The organism is Acinetobacter sp. AOR18_HL (genome assembly GCF_027855145.1).
Lineage (GTDB): Bacteria > Pseudomonadota > Gammaproteobacteria > Pseudomonadales > Moraxellaceae > Acinetobacter > Acinetobacter pittii.
In genome coordinates this window covers 105,432-122,664 of sequence record NZ_JAKTIG010000005.1, presented here as the reverse complement: position 1 = coordinate 122,664, position 17,233 = coordinate 105,432, and the positions used below count along the sequence as shown (strand labels likewise).

Below are 17,233 nucleotides of genomic sequence, written 5' to 3'. Positions count from 1 at the left end.
AATCTCTCATGCGTAAAGATATTCATCCTGCTTATCAACAAGTGTTATTTCATGACACCAATGCAGACGTGTACTTCTTAATTGGTAGTACTCTTCAGTCTAAACAAACCAAAGAGTATCAAGGGAAAGTCTACCCTTATGTCACTCTTGATATTTCAAGTGCATCACACCCTTTCTACACAGGTGAAGTACGTCAAGCAAGTAACGAAGGCCGTGTAGCAAGCTTCAATAAACGTTTCGCTCGCTTTACTCGTAAGAGTTAATCTTGCGTTAAGATTTGACCAATACACTTAAATCATTGGAAGCCTAAGACTATCTCCTCCACTTAGGCTTCTTTTTTTATGTGTATTTTTCATCATTTATAAACTGTGTATAAAAGAAAACTTATCCACAAGTTGTCTAAAAACACTTCTGATTTTTTTCAATAACTCCTCAATTTTTATAATTGCCAAGCTTTCAAAGCATGTATTCAATGCTATGCTTAAGCCCCATTTGATAGGAAGTTTAAGATTATGGCACAAGAGTTACTTGCCCAATTACAAGCAGGCACAGCAAAATTTTCAGACGTTTTAGCTCATATTGAAGCACGTTACCAACATACTCCAACGGCTTTTCAAAATGGTGCACAGCATAACGCTGCTACTGAAAATCAAGGCAGTGCAAAAGTTTTCTCTTTTGCCAAGTTACAAGGGTTAGACCAAGCACAAACTTTAAGTTTATTTGCAGAGCACTACGCATCTGTATTAGCTACCCCAGAGGGAACTGACCACCCAAATATTCGTCAGTTTATGCAAAATGGTTGGGATGGTGTGAAGTTTGAAGGTCAAGCTTTAACTGAAAAGTAATAGATTTAAATAAATAATAGAAACGACTTAATTTTTATTATGAGCATTGCCTTAAATGGAAGTGATATCCAAATGATGGATTGTATAGGCTAAGCTTACTTTTCAAGGATGAAAAGTAACAAAAATCCTTTGTTGCGCTGATGCTACATCCATGTAGCACAGCGAAACGACGGCATCCATGCCGTCTGTCACGATAGTAAATGCCTTATTTTTCTTAATTATTTTATTAGCCCCTTACATTCGATACGCGATAACGTCATTCGCAGCCTGCGTGGTGTCAATAAAAGATCGTTTTTGCAAAGCATAAGATAAATGGATTCAGTGAACAGGTTCTGCGAATGACAGATGCCTTTGGTTACTTTGGGCAAAACCAAAGTAACTTAATTAGCTGCTTCCATTAGATAACTCAACGATAAGACTCCGTCGTGAAAATCCTACCCAACACTCAACTTCGATGAGCTCTCACAACTTGAAATCATGGTCAATTCTTAAATATAAAAACTCAATGCCCCGCTACCCAATGATAAGTCGCTAACCCCAAACACGTAAAAATTAATGATCCAATTAAATGGATGGAAATCCCCAATATCGCCATACCCAACTTACCACTTTGTAATAAAGTGACGATCTCAATCGAGAACGTTGAAAAGGTAGTTAAAGCACCACAAAAACCAGTAATCACAAAAAGCTTATAGTTCGGACTTAAATCACTTTGAGCAAAATAGGCAACTGCAAAACCAATAATAAAACCACCGACCAAATTAACAGTGACGGTACCCAGTGGAATTTGCGGGTAAATCGGGTTAAGTTTTAAACCTAAAAACCAACGCAACCATGCCCCTAGAACTGAGCCTAAAGCAATTGAAAGTAGAGAGTAATACATAGGACCACCCCTTTAGATAGACGCTAAAAGAGCAAAAAATAATGAAGGGAAATATGACACAGCGTACTCCAAAAATAAGCAGAGTACGCAATAACCTACGTACCCAGCGATATAAATACATGAGGGTAACGTAGGCATCATTAGCCAATACGGCGGTTTTTCAAGGGAAGAATGCCATCTCCCTGTTTTAAGTATATTAGATCATCTTGAATTTGATTTAAACATACTTTTTAAAATCATGGACGTTCATCGTATTGCGGTAAATTGTCACAAATACTTTCCCATTCAGCCTTAGAAGCAGCAAATATATGCATTGTCGGCTTTTTGTCTAGTGGTGTATCAAGTGTCCCAATTCTTAAGCGATATAATTCAGGCTGAGCATCACGCGAGCTAATAAGCGGTGAACCACATTCGCTACAAAACCAACGATATACCCCGTTCACAGCAAATTTTTTGACAAGGTCTTCACCTTGGGTAATTTTAAAATCTGTACTTTTAACAGGAGCGTTCGTTGCAAATGCTGTTCCATTGGCTTTTCGGCAGCGTTGACAGTGACATTGAATAATATCTCCGATATCGCCTTTAATTTCATAGCGAATACCTTGACATAAACAACTTCCTTGATAAACTGATGATGCTTGAGACATGTTCTCGTAAATCCTATTATTATTGATCGCTCAAAAATAACACTTTTCACATATCAAACATAGCACCAAATTATCCTGTTATTTCTCTAAGAATGAATGCACACCTTCACCAGCCGCTCGCCCTGTAGCAAAGCATGCTGTAAGTAAATATCCACCCGTAGGAGCATCCCAATCGAGCATTTCACCACAGCAAAAAACACCTGAGGTTTGTGTAAGCTCTAAGCTTTGACTTAATGCATTCTGCTTAACACCACCAGCACAGCTAATCGCTTCTTCAATGGGTCTAAACCCCTCTAGCTTAATTTGAAGCGCTTTGATGCGCTGAGCCATAGCCTCTGGTTGGTTCCATAGTGCTTTATCAACAACTTCTCGAATTAAGTTAATTTTGGCCGTGTCTAAGCCTGCTTTACGCCAGATATTAGTGAGCGATTGTTTTTTACCAGCCTGCAATTTTTTAATTAACTGTGAGAACTCTACATCAGGCAATAAATCTAAAAACAAATTTAAGCTTTGCCCTTGTTTTTGTTGTTCTCTTAAGGCACGTCCAAGTTTATAAATAACACCACTTTCTAAACCATAGTGAGTAATCACAATATCGCCATGAGTAATCTGGCTAGGATCAACCCATGCATTGATACGTTTTAAAGGTTCACCAAAACAGCTTTCCATAAAAGCTGACCAAGTGTGAAGTACACCTGCATTACTTGGCTGGAAAGGTTCAATATTGGATTGATCCATCCATTGCTGCCAAGCACCATCACTACCTAATTGTGACCAAGACACAGCACCACAAGCCAATACTACTGCATCGTATTGCTGGGTAAAGGTTTCAGTGCTTTGATTATTTTGGTTTTCTAAAGTTACCGTTGTGCCTTGCAAATTAATACAACGATGACGATAAAAGAATTTAACATGCTGTTCTGCCAAACGTTTTAGCCAAGCACGTAATAGAGGTGCCGCTTTCATTTCGACAGGAAAAATACGACCTGAAGTACCCACATAAGATTCAATTCCCAGATTTTCCATCCAGTTTTGAATCCAGACTGCATCCCACTTTTCAACCCACGGTTTGAGCCATTCTGCATGGTCATAGCGCTCAATAAACTGCGCTAATGGTTCAGCATGCGAGATGTTTAACCCCGTTTTACCTGCCATCAGAAACTTACGTGCAGCTGAAGGCTTTTGCTCGTATACATCAATCTCATAAGCATATTGGCTCAGTACCTCAGCTGCCATTAAACCAGCCGGCCCCGTACCAATAATGGCAACCCGCTTATTCGCCATGCACTTGACCTTGTAATGGGGTAAACCCATCAAAACGTGTGCTGTAACCTTCAGGTTTAGTGATCACAAGCTGTTGGCAAAGTTCTCCACGTTCCAAATACTTAATTTCAAAATGAGTACGTGCAGATGTTTGAGCAATTTTTTCTTTTTGGTAAGGCAGCTTCCAGACATTAATTAATTGTTGTTCAGCTTCTTCAATATATTCAGGAATATTACTTGCCAAAGTAATGGTTCCACCTGTTTGCAGACGAGAGATTAAGAACTCAAAAAATGGCATATTCAACCAGCGCTGTGCTGGATTATGGGGTTCTGGGTTTGGATAGAGAATAAAGAAATGTTCAACTTGAGCAGGATGTAGTGCATGTACCACCCACGGTAAAGCATCTGCATGTACAGGAATTAAATTATCTCTTGGTTCCAGACCATGCTGTTTTTGCATTGCCAAGAATTTTTCTCGGGTTCGTTCAATTGCATACAATGTGTGCTGCGGCTGTTGCCCGCTAAAAAGCAAAGCATGTTTACCCTTGCCCGCTCCAATTTCTACACAAATCGGGGTATTTTCAATTGGGGTAAAATCGCGAGGCGCTTGCATACGTTGTGCTTGAAATTGACGAATCTGCATAATCACATCAAACTAAATAAAAATCGGCATAAGTCTAACAAGTCACCTGACTTTTGCCTAATCTATTTCTCTTCACTTTGAGGATATCGCTTTATGCCACGTACATTCCCCTGCCCACGTTGTGGTGAACCAAGTGTTTGGGAAGGTAATGAATTTCGTCCATTTTGCTCTGAACGCTGTAAATTAATTGATTTAGGTGCTTGGGCAAATGATGAGTATAGACTGCCTACCCAAGATGCGCCTCAGCATAACAAGGGTAGTCAAAATGAAGATGATTACGAGGATTAACCTGCTTTACCCGCGACAAACGGGTTAAATTGTTTTTCATAGCCAATGGTACTCATCGGACCATGTCCCGAAATAAACTGAGTATCATCTGGCAAACTAAAACACTCTCGTTTAATCGATTCAATCAACTGATCATGGTTTCCACGTGGGAAGTCTGTTCGCCCAATCGAACCTTTAAACAGAACATCGCCTGTCCAAAGTAAGCCATGGTTTTTATTATAGAAAACCACATGACCTGGCGTATGCCCCGGTGCAAAGCGTACTTCAAATTCATCTTCGCCCAGTTTTAGTACTTCACCACCTTCAAGCCATTGATCGACTTTGACAGGTTGTGGAATTGGAAAGCCATAACGTGCTGATACTTCCTGAATCATGTCTAGCCAGAACTGATCTTCTTTGTGTGGACCAATAACAGGAACGCTCCATTCTTTGGCAAGCTCGCCTACTGCTCCTGCATGATCTAAATGCCCATGAGTTAGCCACAGAGCCTTCACTTTTAGACCTAAGGCTTCAACTTCTTTTTTCAAAACAGCAGCATCACCACCCGCATCAATCAAAACTGCTTCTTTCGTTTCACTGTCCCAAACAAGGGAACAGTTTTGAGCAAATGCAGTAACTGGAACAATTTTGACTTGCAGCATAAGAACCTCTGGCTAAAACGCAATTAACGGTGGGCTAAGGTATAAGTAAGGGCATCAAGATTAGCCTGAACTAACCCTGCAAGCAAATCAATATGAGCCTGATCACTATTTAAAGCAGGAATGTAAGAATAGCTTCCGCCACCCGACTCTTGAAACAACTCAGCATTTTGTATAGCTAACTCTTCAAGTGTTTCCAAGCAATCAGCAGAAAAAGCTGGACTTAATACCTGTACTGACTTAACGCCTTGCTTCGCCCAATCTTGTAAAAGTTGGTCTGTATATGGTTTAACCCACTCTTGTTTTCCAAAACGTGACTGAAAGCTAATCGCCCATTCATCATCTTTCAAATGTAAGGCTTCAGCTACTAACTTTGCTGTGATGCGACAACGGTCTGCATACGGGTCGCCTTTGTCTGCATAAGGCTGTGGAATACCATGAAATGACATCAACAGTTTTTCAGGCTTACCATGTTGCTCTTGATAAGCTAAAACACTTTCTGCCAATGCCTGAATAAACATTGGATGCTGATAGTAGTCTTTAATAATCGTTAAACCCGGCAAGTTCCGCTGAGCTGGAATCCACTTGGCAAATGCATCATATAACGGCGCTGTAGACGTTGCGGAATATTGAGGAAATAAAGGCAATAAAATGACATGCTCTTGCGGGTTAGTCGCCAATTTTTCTAAAACTGCGTCAATACCCGGATTACCGTAGGTCATCGCCGGTATCACGGTTAAATCAAACTGATTATTTTCTCGCTGCAAATAAGCCTCAATACGTTGAGTTTGCTCAAACACAATTTCACGCATCGGCGAATCTTTTGACCATACCGAAGCATAAGCATGTGCTACCCTTTTTGGGCGAAAAGGTAAAACAAACAGATTTAAAATAATCCACCAAATGAATTTCGGTATTTCAATTACACGTGAATCAGATAAAAACTGCTTTAGAAAACGGCGAACCGCAGGAACAGTGGCCTCATCCGGTGTACCTAAATTCGCTAAAATGACTGTGACTTTCGGTTTTTGTTCAAACGACATGTGTAAATGCCTTTCAATTCATCTTATGTCACTAATGTAACAGCTTTTATTGTCATATATAAATTGAATCGCTCTAAGCTTTTAATCGAATGCCCCGATGATTCCATTTATAGCTAAGTAATAACTTTTGAGCTTTAGCTGTGACTTTCCATAAGCTATAGGATTGTTCAGTCTGAATTGGAAGAATCCAGCCCTGTGACTGCATTTGCTTTTTAATCCGAAATAATGCCTTATGGTTAATCTGAGCGCAGGCAACAGCATGAGCACGAGGTAACTCCTGACGAGCATCTTCTAGGCCAGCCTGATTCAAATATTCATTTAAACATGTCCCAAAATTCTCTTCTGGTGTCGCTGTTTCAAACTGCTTTGCCAATATGCTTAACAACTGCGACCAAGTCATTTGTCGTTGTCGTTTAAGCTCTTTAAAATTCCCATCCTGAAATGCTTGAATTTGATATTCAAATGCAAAAACGTCTTGGGGAGCAACTTCGTTTACTTGAGCTGATGATTCTGCTAATTGTTGTTCTAACTGTAAAATTTTACTTTTTAATAACTTAATTTCATCTTCTAAGTGATGAGCCTGATGAGCAGGAACCCAACCTTGTCCTATATGCTGTTCAACCATTAAAGGCATATTTAAACGGACAGCCAGCTCTAGTTCACGTGGAGTTTTAAAGTAAAAAATATGATTTACATCAAGTAGTAACTTTTTTCTAAATGCGAGAAATTTATCTTTAAGCTGTGGATGTGTTTCTTGTAAACGTATTTCACGACTTTCGGGCTGCTCATGCATGAACACAATAATAGGTTTAGCCTGACTTAACGCATATTCATACTCTAAAGATAAATAACTCACACCAGAAATCGACTGCTCTCCATACTGGCTGCCTAAAAGTAGGATTACATAATCACATTCATCAATTTGTCGACGTGCAAGTGTAGTGGTGAGGGGTGTTCGATGTTCTAATCCCCAAGCAAAGAAACCCATCCCTACCAAGGTTTGAGACAGAATCATCCGCTCTGGCTGCATGTCGCGGCCAGATGTTGAAATAAAAATCTGATAGCGTGTATCGAGCATAATAATACCCTTTCGCCCCATGATCTGTCCGTGACTTAATACCAGCCAAGATCATGAACCGCCCCAAATAAAATAATAAATCTAAAAAAACACTACTTTCTAAATGATGCAAAAAGATCAGTTCAGATTATGAAGTGTCCAAGTTAACTCTTGTGGAATCATATGTTGTAAAACAGGTTGCAGTGCCTCAGCATTATTACCGCTGACATAACATTCAATACGTGCAACATTCTGACCTATTTGGTCACATAATAACTCATTTTTTATTAAAATACGGGCTGTTTGTCGGGCAACTGCCAATCCAGAATCAACCAGTGTGAATTGGTTATCAAAAAGATGATGGATTGCTTGATTTAAGAAAGGATAATGCGTGCAACCGAGCACTAAATAGTCGGCACCTTGCTCAGCAGCAGGCTGTAAAACTTCTTTTAATGCCTTTAAACATGTCTCACCCATTTGCTGACCTGCCTCGACACAAGGAACAAGTTCAAGGCTGGTTAAAGTCATCACTTTAACGCCCGCCGGAACAGCAAACTTTTCGACAACATCTTTAATGAGTTGGCCACGAAAAGTAGCCGGTGTCGCCAATACTGCAACTACTTTAGAACGAGTCTGTAATACGGCAGGTTTTAGGGCCGGTACCAATCCAACAATTGGAAAGTGTTCTCCATAATGCTCACGCAAATGATCAAGGCTAAATGCGGAAGCCGTATTGCAGGCTACGACTGCAATTTTACAACCTTGACGATAGAGCCAATCAACAGCACGAGCCGTGAGTTCTCTAATTTCTTGATCAGAGCGAGGACCATAAGGAACGTAGGCAGTATCGGCATAATACACAATACGTTCATTTGGTAAATATTTGGCAATTTCTGCTGCAACTGACATCCCTCCAATTCCCGAATCAAAAATACCAATTGGGGCATCTGCTGATGCTTTAGGCATAGGTTCTAGCTCGGAAAATAAAGGTTGTATGGCGGTCATAGCTGTACTGAAGTGTCAGAAAATTTCACTCCCTAAAGCTTAAACCTCAAGTGCCTAATTGCAAGAGCAAATTACCACTTTTTAGCTCTAAAATGGTTTCACCTTTATCGTTTTCAATTAGTGTCCCATAGTTCACCAAATGATAGAAAGCTTGACGTTGAATCAGTGCATTAATCCCAAAACGGACATGCACATAAGGACGCAACTCTCCTGCATATTCACGCATAAAAATAGGATGTTCTGCATCAACCAAAATTACATCTTGGTTAGTGGTGGTCAGTTGTAAAAACTGCTCACCTGAAATTGCGACCTGATCTGCCTGATTGACTAATAAAGGTTCATCTTCAACTTCGATTTCAATTTGTTCTACAGGGGTTTTCAGGTAGAATTTGCCTTCTTCTTTCCATAGGACTTTGGTAAACAGATCTAATAGAGCTTGGCGCTTGATTAATTGACCTTCGTGCCACCATTCTCCATTGGATTTCACCGTCAAATCCATTTTGCCGCAATGCTTTGGATGCCACTGCTCTAAAGGTGGAATTGACCTTTTGTGACTTTGCTGTACACCTTTTAAGTATTGTGCAATGTTCATTAAGTTTTTATCATCAGATAACGGTATTTTTCCCATATCCGATGGTGAATTATTTTGATTTACCATAGTTTATGCCTTGCTGACGAAAAAATGTTACGACTCAGCCAATTGGCTAGATCATGGTTTAAAACTATACTAGCCCAAACGATAAAAGGCACAATAGCATATTTGCGCCTATGGATTAAAACACTCACGGCAGCACCGAATTATCTGAATATGACGGTTGCCACCTTTAAGTATTGAGGAGTCCTACATGGAACACATCGAACGTGAATCGATGGAGTTTGACGTTGTCATCGTAGGTGCAGGACCTGCAGGTCTATCTGCTGCGATTAAGATCCGTCAATTAGCGATTGAAAAAAACTTACCCGATCTTTCTGTTTGTGTAGTTGAAAAAGGCTCTGAAGTAGGTGCGCATATCTTGTCTGGTGCTGTGCTTGAGCCACGTGCCATCAATGAACTTTTCCCGAACTGGAAAGATGAAGGCGCGCCTCTTAATGTCCCTGTAACTGAAGACAAAACATTCTTCTTACTTTCAGACACCACTTCTAAAGAAGTTCCTCATTGGATGGTTCCTAAAACCATGCACAACGACGGTAACTATGTGATCTCTTTAGGTAATGTGGTTCGCTGGTTAGGTCAAAAAGCTGAAGAGTTAGAAGTTTCTATCTTCCCTGGCTTTGCTGCATCTGAAGTGCTTTATCATGAAGACGGTACTGTAAAAGGTATTCAAACAGGCGACATGGGTATTGGTAAAGATGGAGAACCAACGCATAACTTTACTCCAGGCTATGAGCTTCATGCTAAATATACCCTCTTCGCTGAAGGTTGCCGTGGTCACTTAGGTAAACGCTTAATTGCGAAATACAACCTTGATAAAAATGCTGATCCTCAGCACTACGGTATCGGGATTAAAGAGCTTTGGGAAATTGACCCAGCAAAACATAAACCGGGCTTAGTCATGCACGGTGCAGGTTGGCCTTTAGCAGAAACAGCTTCTTCAGGTGGCTGGTGGTTATACCACGCTGAAAACAACCAAGTGACTTTGGGCATGATTGTGGACTTGTCTTATGAAAATCCACACATGTATCCATTTATGGAAATGCAGCGCTGGAAAACTCACCCACTAATTAAACAGTATTTAGAAGGTGGTAAACGTATTTCTTACGGCGCACGTGCGGTAGTGAAAGGCGGTTTCAACTCTCTTCCTAAATTAACTTTCCCGGGCGGTTGCTTGATTGGTGATGATGCAGGTTTCTTAAACTTTGCAAAAATCAAAGGCTCACACACTGCCATGAAATCAGGCATGTTATGTGGTGAAGCTGTATTTGAAGCGATTGCTGCGGGTGTAGAAAAAGGCGGTGATCTTGCGATTGCACGTGTTACTGAAGGCGAAGATTTATTCGTTAAAGAATTAACTTCATACACTGACAAATTTAACAACAGCTGGTTAAAAGAAGAGCTTTATAACTCTCGTAACTTTGGCCCAGCAATGCATAAATTTGGTCAATGGATGGGTGGTGCATTTAACTTTATCGACCAGAATGTCTTTAAAGTGCCATTCACTTTACATGACTTGAAGCAAGACTTTGCTGTATTGAAAACTGTTGATGCAACAAGCTTTAAGCCAAACTATCCAAAACCAGATGGCAAACTTACATTTGACCGTTTATCTTCAGTGTTTATTTCAAACACTGTACATGAAGAAAACCAGCCAGCTCACTTGAAGCTTACTGATCCTTCAATTCCAGTGAATGTGAACTTACCGAAATGGGATGAGCCTGCTCAGCGCTACTGCCCAGCTGGTGTTTACGAAATCATGGAAAATGATGATGGCTCTAAACGCTTCCAGATTAACGCAGCGAACTGTGTTCACTGTAAGACCTGTGATATTAAAGACCCATCTCAAAATATCACATGGGTAACGCCTGAAGGCGGCGGTGGTCCGAATTACCCTAACATGTAATTCCTTGCGCCGCTTTAGCCGCGGCTCATATCCTAATATGTAATAAAAAAGCCCCGATTATTCGGGGCTTTTTTATTAGTATCCGCTTATTGAAAAGGCGGTATTTTTGCTACGTTTAAATTAAAATTCTTTTTATAGAAAATAAATGTGCCTAATAAAAATAAGCCAAGAAAACCAAAGTTTCGCGCTAAATCGTAGTACCAAACCGATTTACCAAATAATAAATCAAGAATTAACATCAGCCCGAGAAACCTTGTATGCAAGATCAAACTCATCTTTATCTTTGGTTCAGGAGCAAAAGATGTATTTCTATAACCGAGTAGAATTGAACCTAAAATAATGAGAATAGATATAATAATGATAGCAACAGTTTCAGATAACCAAGAGATCTCTAAATGTAATAAACCAGCAATAGTGAAAAACCAAAGACAGATTAATAAGCTTCGTTTCACAAAATAATCATTCATTTTTATACGTCATTTATATGCTTAATTTTATAAATTATATAACGATTCTTATTTGTAAAAAATTATCATTTCAAATTAAAGTTAAATTATTCATGGCTTCTAATCGTCTTTATTAGAAGCCTTATTATCCTATTAACCTTTCTTCACTAAATAATGAAATTCTTTATGACCATTTTCATCTAAGCGTTCTTCTTGTAACAACAACTCATGGCCTAAATGCATACAAAACTTAGGAATATCCCACGAGGTCGAATTATCTGTTGCGAAGACTTCAACCACATCCCCAGACTTAGATTTGCGGATGGCTTGATGCAACATCATGACAGGTTCCGGACAACGTAAACCACGCGTATTGAGTTGTACAGTAGGTGAAATGGGTTGCTCTGACATAACAAACTCGAACAAATAGAATTTTCACATTTTAGCATAAACAAATTACTGAGCTGTTAACTGTAACTGGCTTTTACATAACAATATACGTTTTGTCTTTTAGCTTGTTTTATAGATGCATAAGCATCTTTTCTTCGGTATGATCTGTGTATTCATTTGATACATTGAGTCTTTAGGAAAGATCATGCAAGAGGAACCAAGTCCGTCGTGGGGAATGCGAGGCTTACGAAAATGGTTAGGTACAGCGCCAGAAACCCGTGATGAATTATTAAAATTAGTCCAAAATTCACGCCGCTTTTTAGAACCAGATACTGTTGCTATGCTTGAAGGCGTTCTTGACCTTCCAGCCACAAAAATTCGTGAAGTCATGACGCCACGAACAGCAATGATCAGTTTACAAGAAGATGATCAATTACTTGATATTCTTGATGTACTGGTCGAGTCTGCTCACTCACGCTTTCCAGTCTTCTCTGCCGATCAACCTGACAATGTTGTCGGGATTTTGCTCGCAAAAGATTTGTTGCCGTTTCTAACTGAACCGAATACCAAAGTCGATATTCGAGTTCTTATGCGCCAGCCTTTATTTGTTCCTGAAAGTGCACGTTCCGATCAGGTCCTACGCATGTTAAAGCATACTCAGACTCACATTGCGATTGTGATTGATGAATATGGTTCAACAGCCGGTCTTGTTACGCTTGAAGATATTCTTGAAGAGATCGTTGGCGAAATTGAAGATGAGCACGACACGGTCGATGAAGATGCTCAGTACATTGTTCCTGACAATGACCATACGGTAGCAAATGCATGGATGGTGCAAGCACTTACACCAATCGAACATTTCAATACTGTTTTAGATGCTGATTTTTCTGACGATGAAGTAGAAACTGTCGGCGGTTTATTGCTTCAAGAGATTGGTCTGGTAAGTGATTTACAAGGTCAAACTGTTGAGCTTGGAAATTGGTTATTTACAATCGTTGAAGCAGATGCCCGCACTATTCATCTGATTCGAGCTGTACGTCAATGAGAGCATACTTTGAAAAGCTGTTAGATTCTTCGCAACAACAAAAACAGCTTCCTTTAATTTTTCCTTTACTCATTGCTTTATTTTCAGGTGCCGTGTTCAGTTTTTCACTGGCACCTTATTATTGGTGGTGGTTGGCAATTTTATCTCCAGCCCTACTCTATGCAACATTACATAAGCGCTCAGCTAAACAAGCCTTTGCTATTGGTTGGAGCTATGGCTTTGGCTTATGGTTTGTAGGTGCTTTCTGGCTCTATACTTCCATCCATGTATATGGCGATACCAATGCTTTTCTAAGCGTGTGTATGATTGCTATTATGGCCCTTGTGATGGGTCTATTTACGGCATTTCAGACATGGGTTTACCGACGATTCTTCCCTGAAACACCACTTACTTTTGCCCCACTTTGGATTGTTTTCGAATGGGCAAAAACTTGGGTATTTACAGGTTTCCCATGGCTGTTTGTAGGTTACGCTTTTACTGAACGCTTACTCGATGGTTATGCACCTCTATTTGGTATTTATGCAATTTCCTTCGTCGTCATTGTATTAGCGTGTGCTTTCGTCGAAGTTCTACGCAAACGTATTTTCTGGGTTATCCCTTCTGCTCTGTTAGTTTTGGGTGCATGGGGAGCATCATATATACAGTTTGTAAAACCTAAAGATGCCAAGCCGCTTAGCGTTTCGCTCATTCAAGGTAACATTCCACAAGATTTAAAATGGCTGACTGAATACCAAGTTAGAACATTAGAAATTTATGCTGGTCTGACACAATCTGAATGGGGCCGTGACCTGATTGTATGGCCTGAGTCTTCAATTCCGCTTTTCCAAACCGATATTGAACCGTTTTTGGATGCAATGGATGCACAAGCTAAAAAGAACCATACTGCATGGGTAACCGGAATTCCCTACTGGGATGTTGCAAAATCACATCAAGTTGGTAGCCCGCTGTATTACAACAGTATTATGGCCTCTGGTAGCGATTCAAGCGGCCTCTATAAAAAGCAACGTCTCGTACCTTTTGGTGAATATATTCCGCTGTCAGGTTTGCTTTCTTGGGTGTTACCAGCCATGCAAAATGACATTAGCATGAGCGGTTTTACACGTGGTGAGAGTGATCAGAAACCACTTTTAATTAAAGGGCATGCGCTTGCTGCTGCAATTTGTTATGAAGTGGCTTACCCCAACCTGACAAGACGTAATGCAGAAGATAGCGACTTTTTGGTGACTGTATCGAATGATGCTTGGTTTACGGGTACTGCTGGGCCTTGGCAACATTTACAAATGGTGCAGATGCGCGCGAAAGAAAATGGCCGCTGGTTTATTCGTGCAACCAACACAGGTGTAACAGCGTTTATTGATCAAAATGGTCATATCACTGAACAAGCACCAATCGATAAAGAGTTCGTCTTGAGAGGTGATTTACCTGCTATGCAAGGCCAAACTCTTTATAACCGTTTAGGTGATTATCCAATTTTAGGATTTGCGGTCTTACTGCTGATTTTAGGTTGGGTTTACCGTCCACGTAAAGTTGATGTTTCTTTTAAATCTCGTCGCTAAATCATAATAACTTTGTACCCAGAGGCACTTCAAACTCTGGGATACAAAGTGCGACATCACCATCTGCATTATGAAATCCTGTCACCAAACATTCTGACTGAATAGGCCCTATTTGTTTTTTAGGGAAATTCACTACAGCAACAACTAATTTACCCACCAAATCTTGTGGTTGATAGAGCTTGGTGATTTGCGCACTCGATTTACGTACACCCAATTCTTCACCAAAATCTACATGCAAAATATAAGCAGGTTTACGCGCTTTTTCAAAAACCTCAGCTTGAATAATTTTACCAACACGAAGCTCTACTTTTAAAAAATCATTCCAATCGATTTGTTCCATTTCATATTTCTCATTTTCTTAAATTGCTGATTTGAAGCATATAATATGTACAAATGAAGAAACACCCTGTTTTTAAGTCCTGTTAAAAAATAAAACGTAGATGTTGAGTCTACGTTTTATCTAAAAATTTGGTTTTAAAATATTATTAAAAAGCGATTGATAATTGCAGAGATAAATATGCAACTAAACTCGATAAAAAGACCATAGGTACATAACGATAAGCTTTAAAAAGAAATTGCTCATATTGAGTAGATATTTGTTTAGCTTGCCACACGCTCGCTTTTAATGCAGTAAAGAAGCTCACCATTAACCATGCACTCACAATACTTAATGCAAAGAAACCAATCATGATTTGGCTACTTCCCTCTGTACTCAGCCATAACTTTAATGAAACTTCAGCAATCGGCAATAAACCCAAAATCAATAGGACAGACTTGAGCATTACCCAATGAAACTGAGTCAGTTCATCTACTATGAGAAATGCTTTCATTTAATCTCTCCTTTTAATTGAATAAAGTGCTTTTTATTTATTATGCAAAGCTTTCATTTAAATATATAGCTTATTTTTCTCTACATTTTAACTTTCTTGTAACTATTAAATATGGGAATAATTCTTATTATAAATCTCAAATATTTATATTAACTTTAATTTATATTTTTCAGTTAGTTATTATATTTTTCTGATTGAGAGAGATTATCAATTCGTATTATCATTTTAACTGTTTAACTGAATTGATAATCTCCATTACATTTTAATTAAGGTTGATAATAAATATCTGCATCATTACCTTCACCGCCTTCTTTGCCATCCGCTCCAAATGAGTACAAGTCAAAAGCTCGACCATCTGCCCCAGGAATGACATATTGAATATCATTTTTCCAGCTGTCTTTAGGATAACCACCTTTTACATAACCACCTGGCATCCAGTTTTTCGCTGTAGCAGGCTGGTTAACCAAAGCATCTAACCCACCTTCTTGCATGGTTGGGAAATGGCCATTATCTAGCTTGTACTGATCTAAAGCACCCGCCACACCCTTTAATGCAATTTGAGTCGTATCAATTTTAGCTTTTTCACTACGCCCCATGACATTTGGTACGATTAAAGCTGCTAACACACCTAAAATTACAATCACGACCATGACTTCAATGAGGGTAAAGCCTGAGGCACGCTTCATTCGAGCACCGCTCGAACGTGCCGCAAGTCCGAAAGCTGTGCTTGAGGAGCAAACATCTGATAGAGAGCAATGCTCGGAATGGCACGTTGGCTCAAACTGATTTGAAACCGCAGATTCACTATGTTGTTCCATCGCTGTTTCGCTTTGAATATTTTTTACTTTCATCATTATCTCTAATATCAAAGTTATTAAATCATATTGTTCATATTTACGATTGGCAGCATAACCGCGATTACAATAACCAGTACAATGCTTGCCATTAAAACCAGCATAAGCGGTTCAAGTAATGCCAGTAAGGTTGAAATAAATGTCGTCACCTCACGGTCTTGCATGGTCGATGCTCGTTCTAACATCCTGTCAAGCTCGCCTGATGCCTCTCCACTTCGAATCATTTGTACCATCATTGGTGGGAAATAACCACTGCGCTCCAGTTGCGTACCTAAGTTACCCCCCTCTGTCACTCGCTCAGCCGCATGAGCAATTGAGTCGCGAATAACCCAGTTATTGGTCACTGCTGCACCAATTTTTAAGGCATCGACCAAAGGGACACCTGAACGGGTCAAAATAGATAAGGTACTGGCAAATCGTGCAGCATTAATACCACGTGACAGTTTACCGAATAATGGCAATTTGAGTGTTAATCGATCAAAAGCATAATGTCCAGCAGTGGTTTTTAAAAACCGAACGAATGCGATAACACCTACCACTGCAAAAAGAATAATAAACACCCACGCGTGGCGAATAAAATCACTCGCTTTCATTAAAGCGACTGTAATCCACGGTAAAGCATCTTTATTTTGATCAAAAGTTTTTACAATCTCTGGCACAACATAAGTCATTAAACCCATCACAATACCAAAAGACATTAGCATTAAAATAATTGGATAAATCATGGCGCCCTGAACTTTCTTTTGCATGGCAAAGCGGTTTTCGGTGTAATCCGAAAGCTGATCTAAAATGAGATCTAAATGCCCAGAACGCTCGCCAGCAGCCACCGTTGCAATATAAAGGTCAGGGAAACGTCCAGACTGCTGCATACCTTGTGCGAGTGAATGCCCTTCTAAGACTCGAGAACGCACAGATAATAAAAGATTTTGCACATGTGTTTTTTCACTTTGCCTACTCACGGCGCGCAAAGCTTCTTCAAGTGGAATAGCAGCGGCAACCAAGACCGAAAGTTGTCTAGTCATGAGCGCCAAATCGTAAGCGCTGAACTTTTTTTGGAATAATCCCTGACTCTGATGTTTATCTTTTTGTTCAACAGGGTCAACGCTAATTGGAGTCCATGCTTTATCACGTAATTGTTGGCGAATCTGGCGCGCTGAGTCTCCCTCAAGCACCCCTTTTTGCTGCTTCCCTGAAGCATCAATGGCAGTAAATTGATATGCAGGCATGGTAATGTTCTAATTT

Annotated in this window: 21 protein-coding genes and 1 riboswitch; of the genes, 6 read left to right on the top strand and 15 right to left on the bottom strand. The window is 39.8% G+C overall.

Features of this window, described 5'->3' with window-relative positions; genetic code table 11:
• Positions 1-8: 8 nt before the first annotated feature.
• Together MKL51_RS01345 and MKL51_RS01340 are read left to right on the top strand one after the other, a co-directional pair.
• Entirely contained in the window at positions 9-263 is a 255-nt protein-coding gene (locus tag MKL51_RS01345; RefSeq protein ID WP_005079257.1) for a type B 50S ribosomal protein L31, read from the top strand.
• 249 nt (positions 264-512) lie between these two features.
• Positions 513-845 (top strand): HopJ type III effector protein, encoded by a 333-nt coding sequence (locus tag MKL51_RS01340; RefSeq protein ID WP_005079259.1) that lies wholly within the window; start codon positions 513-515, stop codon positions 843-845.
• 502 nt (positions 846-1,347) lie between these two features.
• Here MKL51_RS01340 and crcB read toward each other — a convergent pair.
• The 4 genes from crcB to MKL51_RS01320 form a co-directional block, all read right to left on the bottom strand.
• Complete coding sequence (crcB, locus tag MKL51_RS01335; RefSeq protein ID WP_002115071.1) at positions 1,348-1,728, bottom strand: fluoride efflux transporter CrcB; 381 nt, start codon at positions 1,726-1,728, stop codon at positions 1,348-1,350.
• Between the two features lie 124 nt (positions 1,729-1,852).
• A riboswitch (Fluoride riboswitch) is annotated at positions 1,853-1,919 on the bottom strand.
• Between the two features lie 45 nt (positions 1,920-1,964).
• On the bottom strand, positions 1,965-2,375 hold the full coding sequence (locus tag MKL51_RS01330; protein ID WP_005079262.1) for a GFA family protein: 411 nt from the start codon (positions 2,373-2,375) through the stop codon (positions 1,965-1,967).
• A gap of 78 nt (positions 2,376-2,453) precedes the next feature.
• Positions 2,454-3,659, bottom strand: a complete 1,206-nt coding sequence (locus MKL51_RS01325; RefSeq protein ID WP_032005648.1) for a TIGR03862 family flavoprotein — start codon at positions 3,657-3,659, stop codon at positions 2,454-2,456.
• Entirely contained in the window at positions 3,649-4,287 is a 639-nt protein-coding gene (locus tag MKL51_RS01320; RefSeq protein ID WP_080632758.1) for an SAM-dependent methyltransferase, read from the bottom strand. The genes MKL51_RS01325 and MKL51_RS01320 overlap by 11 nt, the downstream gene beginning before the upstream one ends.
• Before the next feature lie 87 nt (positions 4,288-4,374).
• Between MKL51_RS01320 and MKL51_RS01315 the strand changes: the two genes are divergently transcribed.
• Positions 4,375-4,569, top strand: coding sequence for a DNA gyrase inhibitor YacG (locus MKL51_RS01315; protein WP_002114956.1), 195 nt, complete (start codon positions 4,375-4,377; stop codon positions 4,567-4,569).
• On the opposite strand, the gene MKL51_RS01310 is transcribed toward MKL51_RS01315, so the two are convergent.
• The 5 genes from MKL51_RS01310 to MKL51_RS01290 all read right to left on the bottom strand — a co-directional run bounded on the left by MKL51_RS01310 (position 4,566) and on the right by MKL51_RS01290 (position 8,970).
• Positions 4,566-5,210: an MBL fold metallo-hydrolase gene (locus MKL51_RS01310; protein WP_005045031.1), complete on the bottom strand. Its 645-nt coding sequence runs from the start codon at positions 5,208-5,210 to the stop codon at positions 4,566-4,568. The genes MKL51_RS01315 and MKL51_RS01310 overlap by 4 nt on opposite strands.
• Before the next feature lie 23 nt (positions 5,211-5,233).
• Positions 5,234-6,250, bottom strand: a complete 1,017-nt coding sequence (hemH, locus tag MKL51_RS01305; RefSeq protein ID WP_005079270.1) for a ferrochelatase — start codon at positions 6,248-6,250, stop codon at positions 5,234-5,236.
• A gap of 73 nt (positions 6,251-6,323) precedes the next feature.
• Positions 6,324-7,328 carry a DUF4062 domain-containing protein gene (locus tag MKL51_RS01300; RefSeq protein WP_016806053.1) on the bottom strand — a complete coding sequence of 335 codons (1,005 nt, stop codon included), beginning with the start codon at positions 7,326-7,328 and terminating at the stop codon, positions 6,324-6,326.
• A gap of 117 nt (positions 7,329-7,445) precedes the next feature.
• Positions 7,446-8,312 (bottom strand): glutamate racemase, encoded by an 867-nt coding sequence (gene murI, locus MKL51_RS01295; RefSeq protein ID WP_016806054.1) that lies wholly within the window; start codon positions 8,310-8,312, stop codon positions 7,446-7,448.
• A 46-nt stretch (positions 8,313-8,358) separates the two neighbouring features.
• Positions 8,359-8,970 (bottom strand): DUF1285 domain-containing protein, encoded by a 612-nt coding sequence (locus MKL51_RS01290; protein ID WP_005079276.1) that lies wholly within the window; start codon positions 8,968-8,970, stop codon positions 8,359-8,361.
• Between the two features lie 187 nt (positions 8,971-9,157).
• Here MKL51_RS01290 and MKL51_RS01285 point away from each other — a divergent pair, with 187 nt between their 5' ends.
• Positions 9,158-10,870 carry an electron transfer flavoprotein-ubiquinone oxidoreductase gene (locus tag MKL51_RS01285; protein WP_005079278.1) on the top strand — a complete coding sequence of 571 codons (1,713 nt, stop codon included), beginning with the start codon at positions 9,158-9,160 and terminating at the stop codon, positions 10,868-10,870.
• An 86-nt stretch (positions 10,871-10,956) separates the two neighbouring features.
• Here the strand turns inward: MKL51_RS01285 and MKL51_RS01280 are convergent, their stop codons facing one another.
• Both MKL51_RS01280 and tusA read right to left on the bottom strand, forming a co-directional pair.
• On the bottom strand, positions 10,957-11,337 hold the full coding sequence (locus MKL51_RS01280) for a hypothetical protein (RefSeq protein ID WP_005079280.1): 381 nt from the start codon (positions 11,335-11,337) through the stop codon (positions 10,957-10,959).
• Between the two features lie 132 nt (positions 11,338-11,469).
• The gene (gene tusA / locus MKL51_RS01275) at positions 11,470-11,727 is read right to left on the bottom strand and encodes a sulfurtransferase TusA (protein ID WP_002053527.1); all 258 of its coding nucleotides are present in this window, start codon (positions 11,725-11,727) and stop codon (positions 11,470-11,472) included.
• Between the two features lie 184 nt (positions 11,728-11,911).
• Here tusA and MKL51_RS01270 point away from each other — a divergent pair, with 184 nt between their 5' ends.
• A complete protein-coding gene (locus tag MKL51_RS01270) occupies positions 11,912-12,751 on the top strand; it encodes an HlyC/CorC family transporter (RefSeq protein WP_002114976.1) in 840 nt (279 codons plus the stop codon).
• Positions 12,748-14,307, top strand: coding sequence for an apolipoprotein N-acyltransferase (gene lnt / locus MKL51_RS01265; protein ID WP_005079282.1), 1,560 nt, complete (start codon positions 12,748-12,750; stop codon positions 14,305-14,307). The genes MKL51_RS01270 and lnt overlap by 4 nt, the downstream gene beginning before the upstream one ends.
• A 1-nt stretch (position 14,308) precedes the next feature.
• Here the strand turns inward: lnt and MKL51_RS01260 are convergent, their stop codons facing one another.
• The 4 genes from MKL51_RS01260 to gspF all read right to left on the bottom strand — a co-directional run bounded on the left by MKL51_RS01260 (position 14,309) and on the right by gspF (position 17,217).
• On the bottom strand, positions 14,309-14,647 hold the full coding sequence (locus MKL51_RS01260; RefSeq protein ID WP_005079284.1) for a tRNA-binding protein: 339 nt from the start codon (positions 14,645-14,647) through the stop codon (positions 14,309-14,311).
• A gap of 145 nt (positions 14,648-14,792) precedes the next feature.
• Positions 14,793-15,137, bottom strand: a complete 345-nt coding sequence (locus MKL51_RS01255) for a hypothetical protein (RefSeq protein ID WP_005079286.1) — start codon at positions 15,135-15,137, stop codon at positions 14,793-14,795.
• A 266-nt stretch (positions 15,138-15,403) separates the two neighbouring features.
• Positions 15,404-15,988, bottom strand: a complete 585-nt coding sequence (gene gspG, locus MKL51_RS01250) for a type II secretion system major pseudopilin GspG (protein ID WP_005079288.1) — start codon at positions 15,986-15,988, stop codon at positions 15,404-15,406.
• A 23-nt stretch (positions 15,989-16,011) separates the two neighbouring features.
• Positions 16,012-17,217 (bottom strand): type II secretion system inner membrane protein GspF, encoded by a 1,206-nt coding sequence (gene gspF / locus MKL51_RS01245; RefSeq protein ID WP_005065941.1) that lies wholly within the window; start codon positions 17,215-17,217, stop codon positions 16,012-16,014.
• Positions 17,218-17,233: the final 16 nt, after the last annotated feature.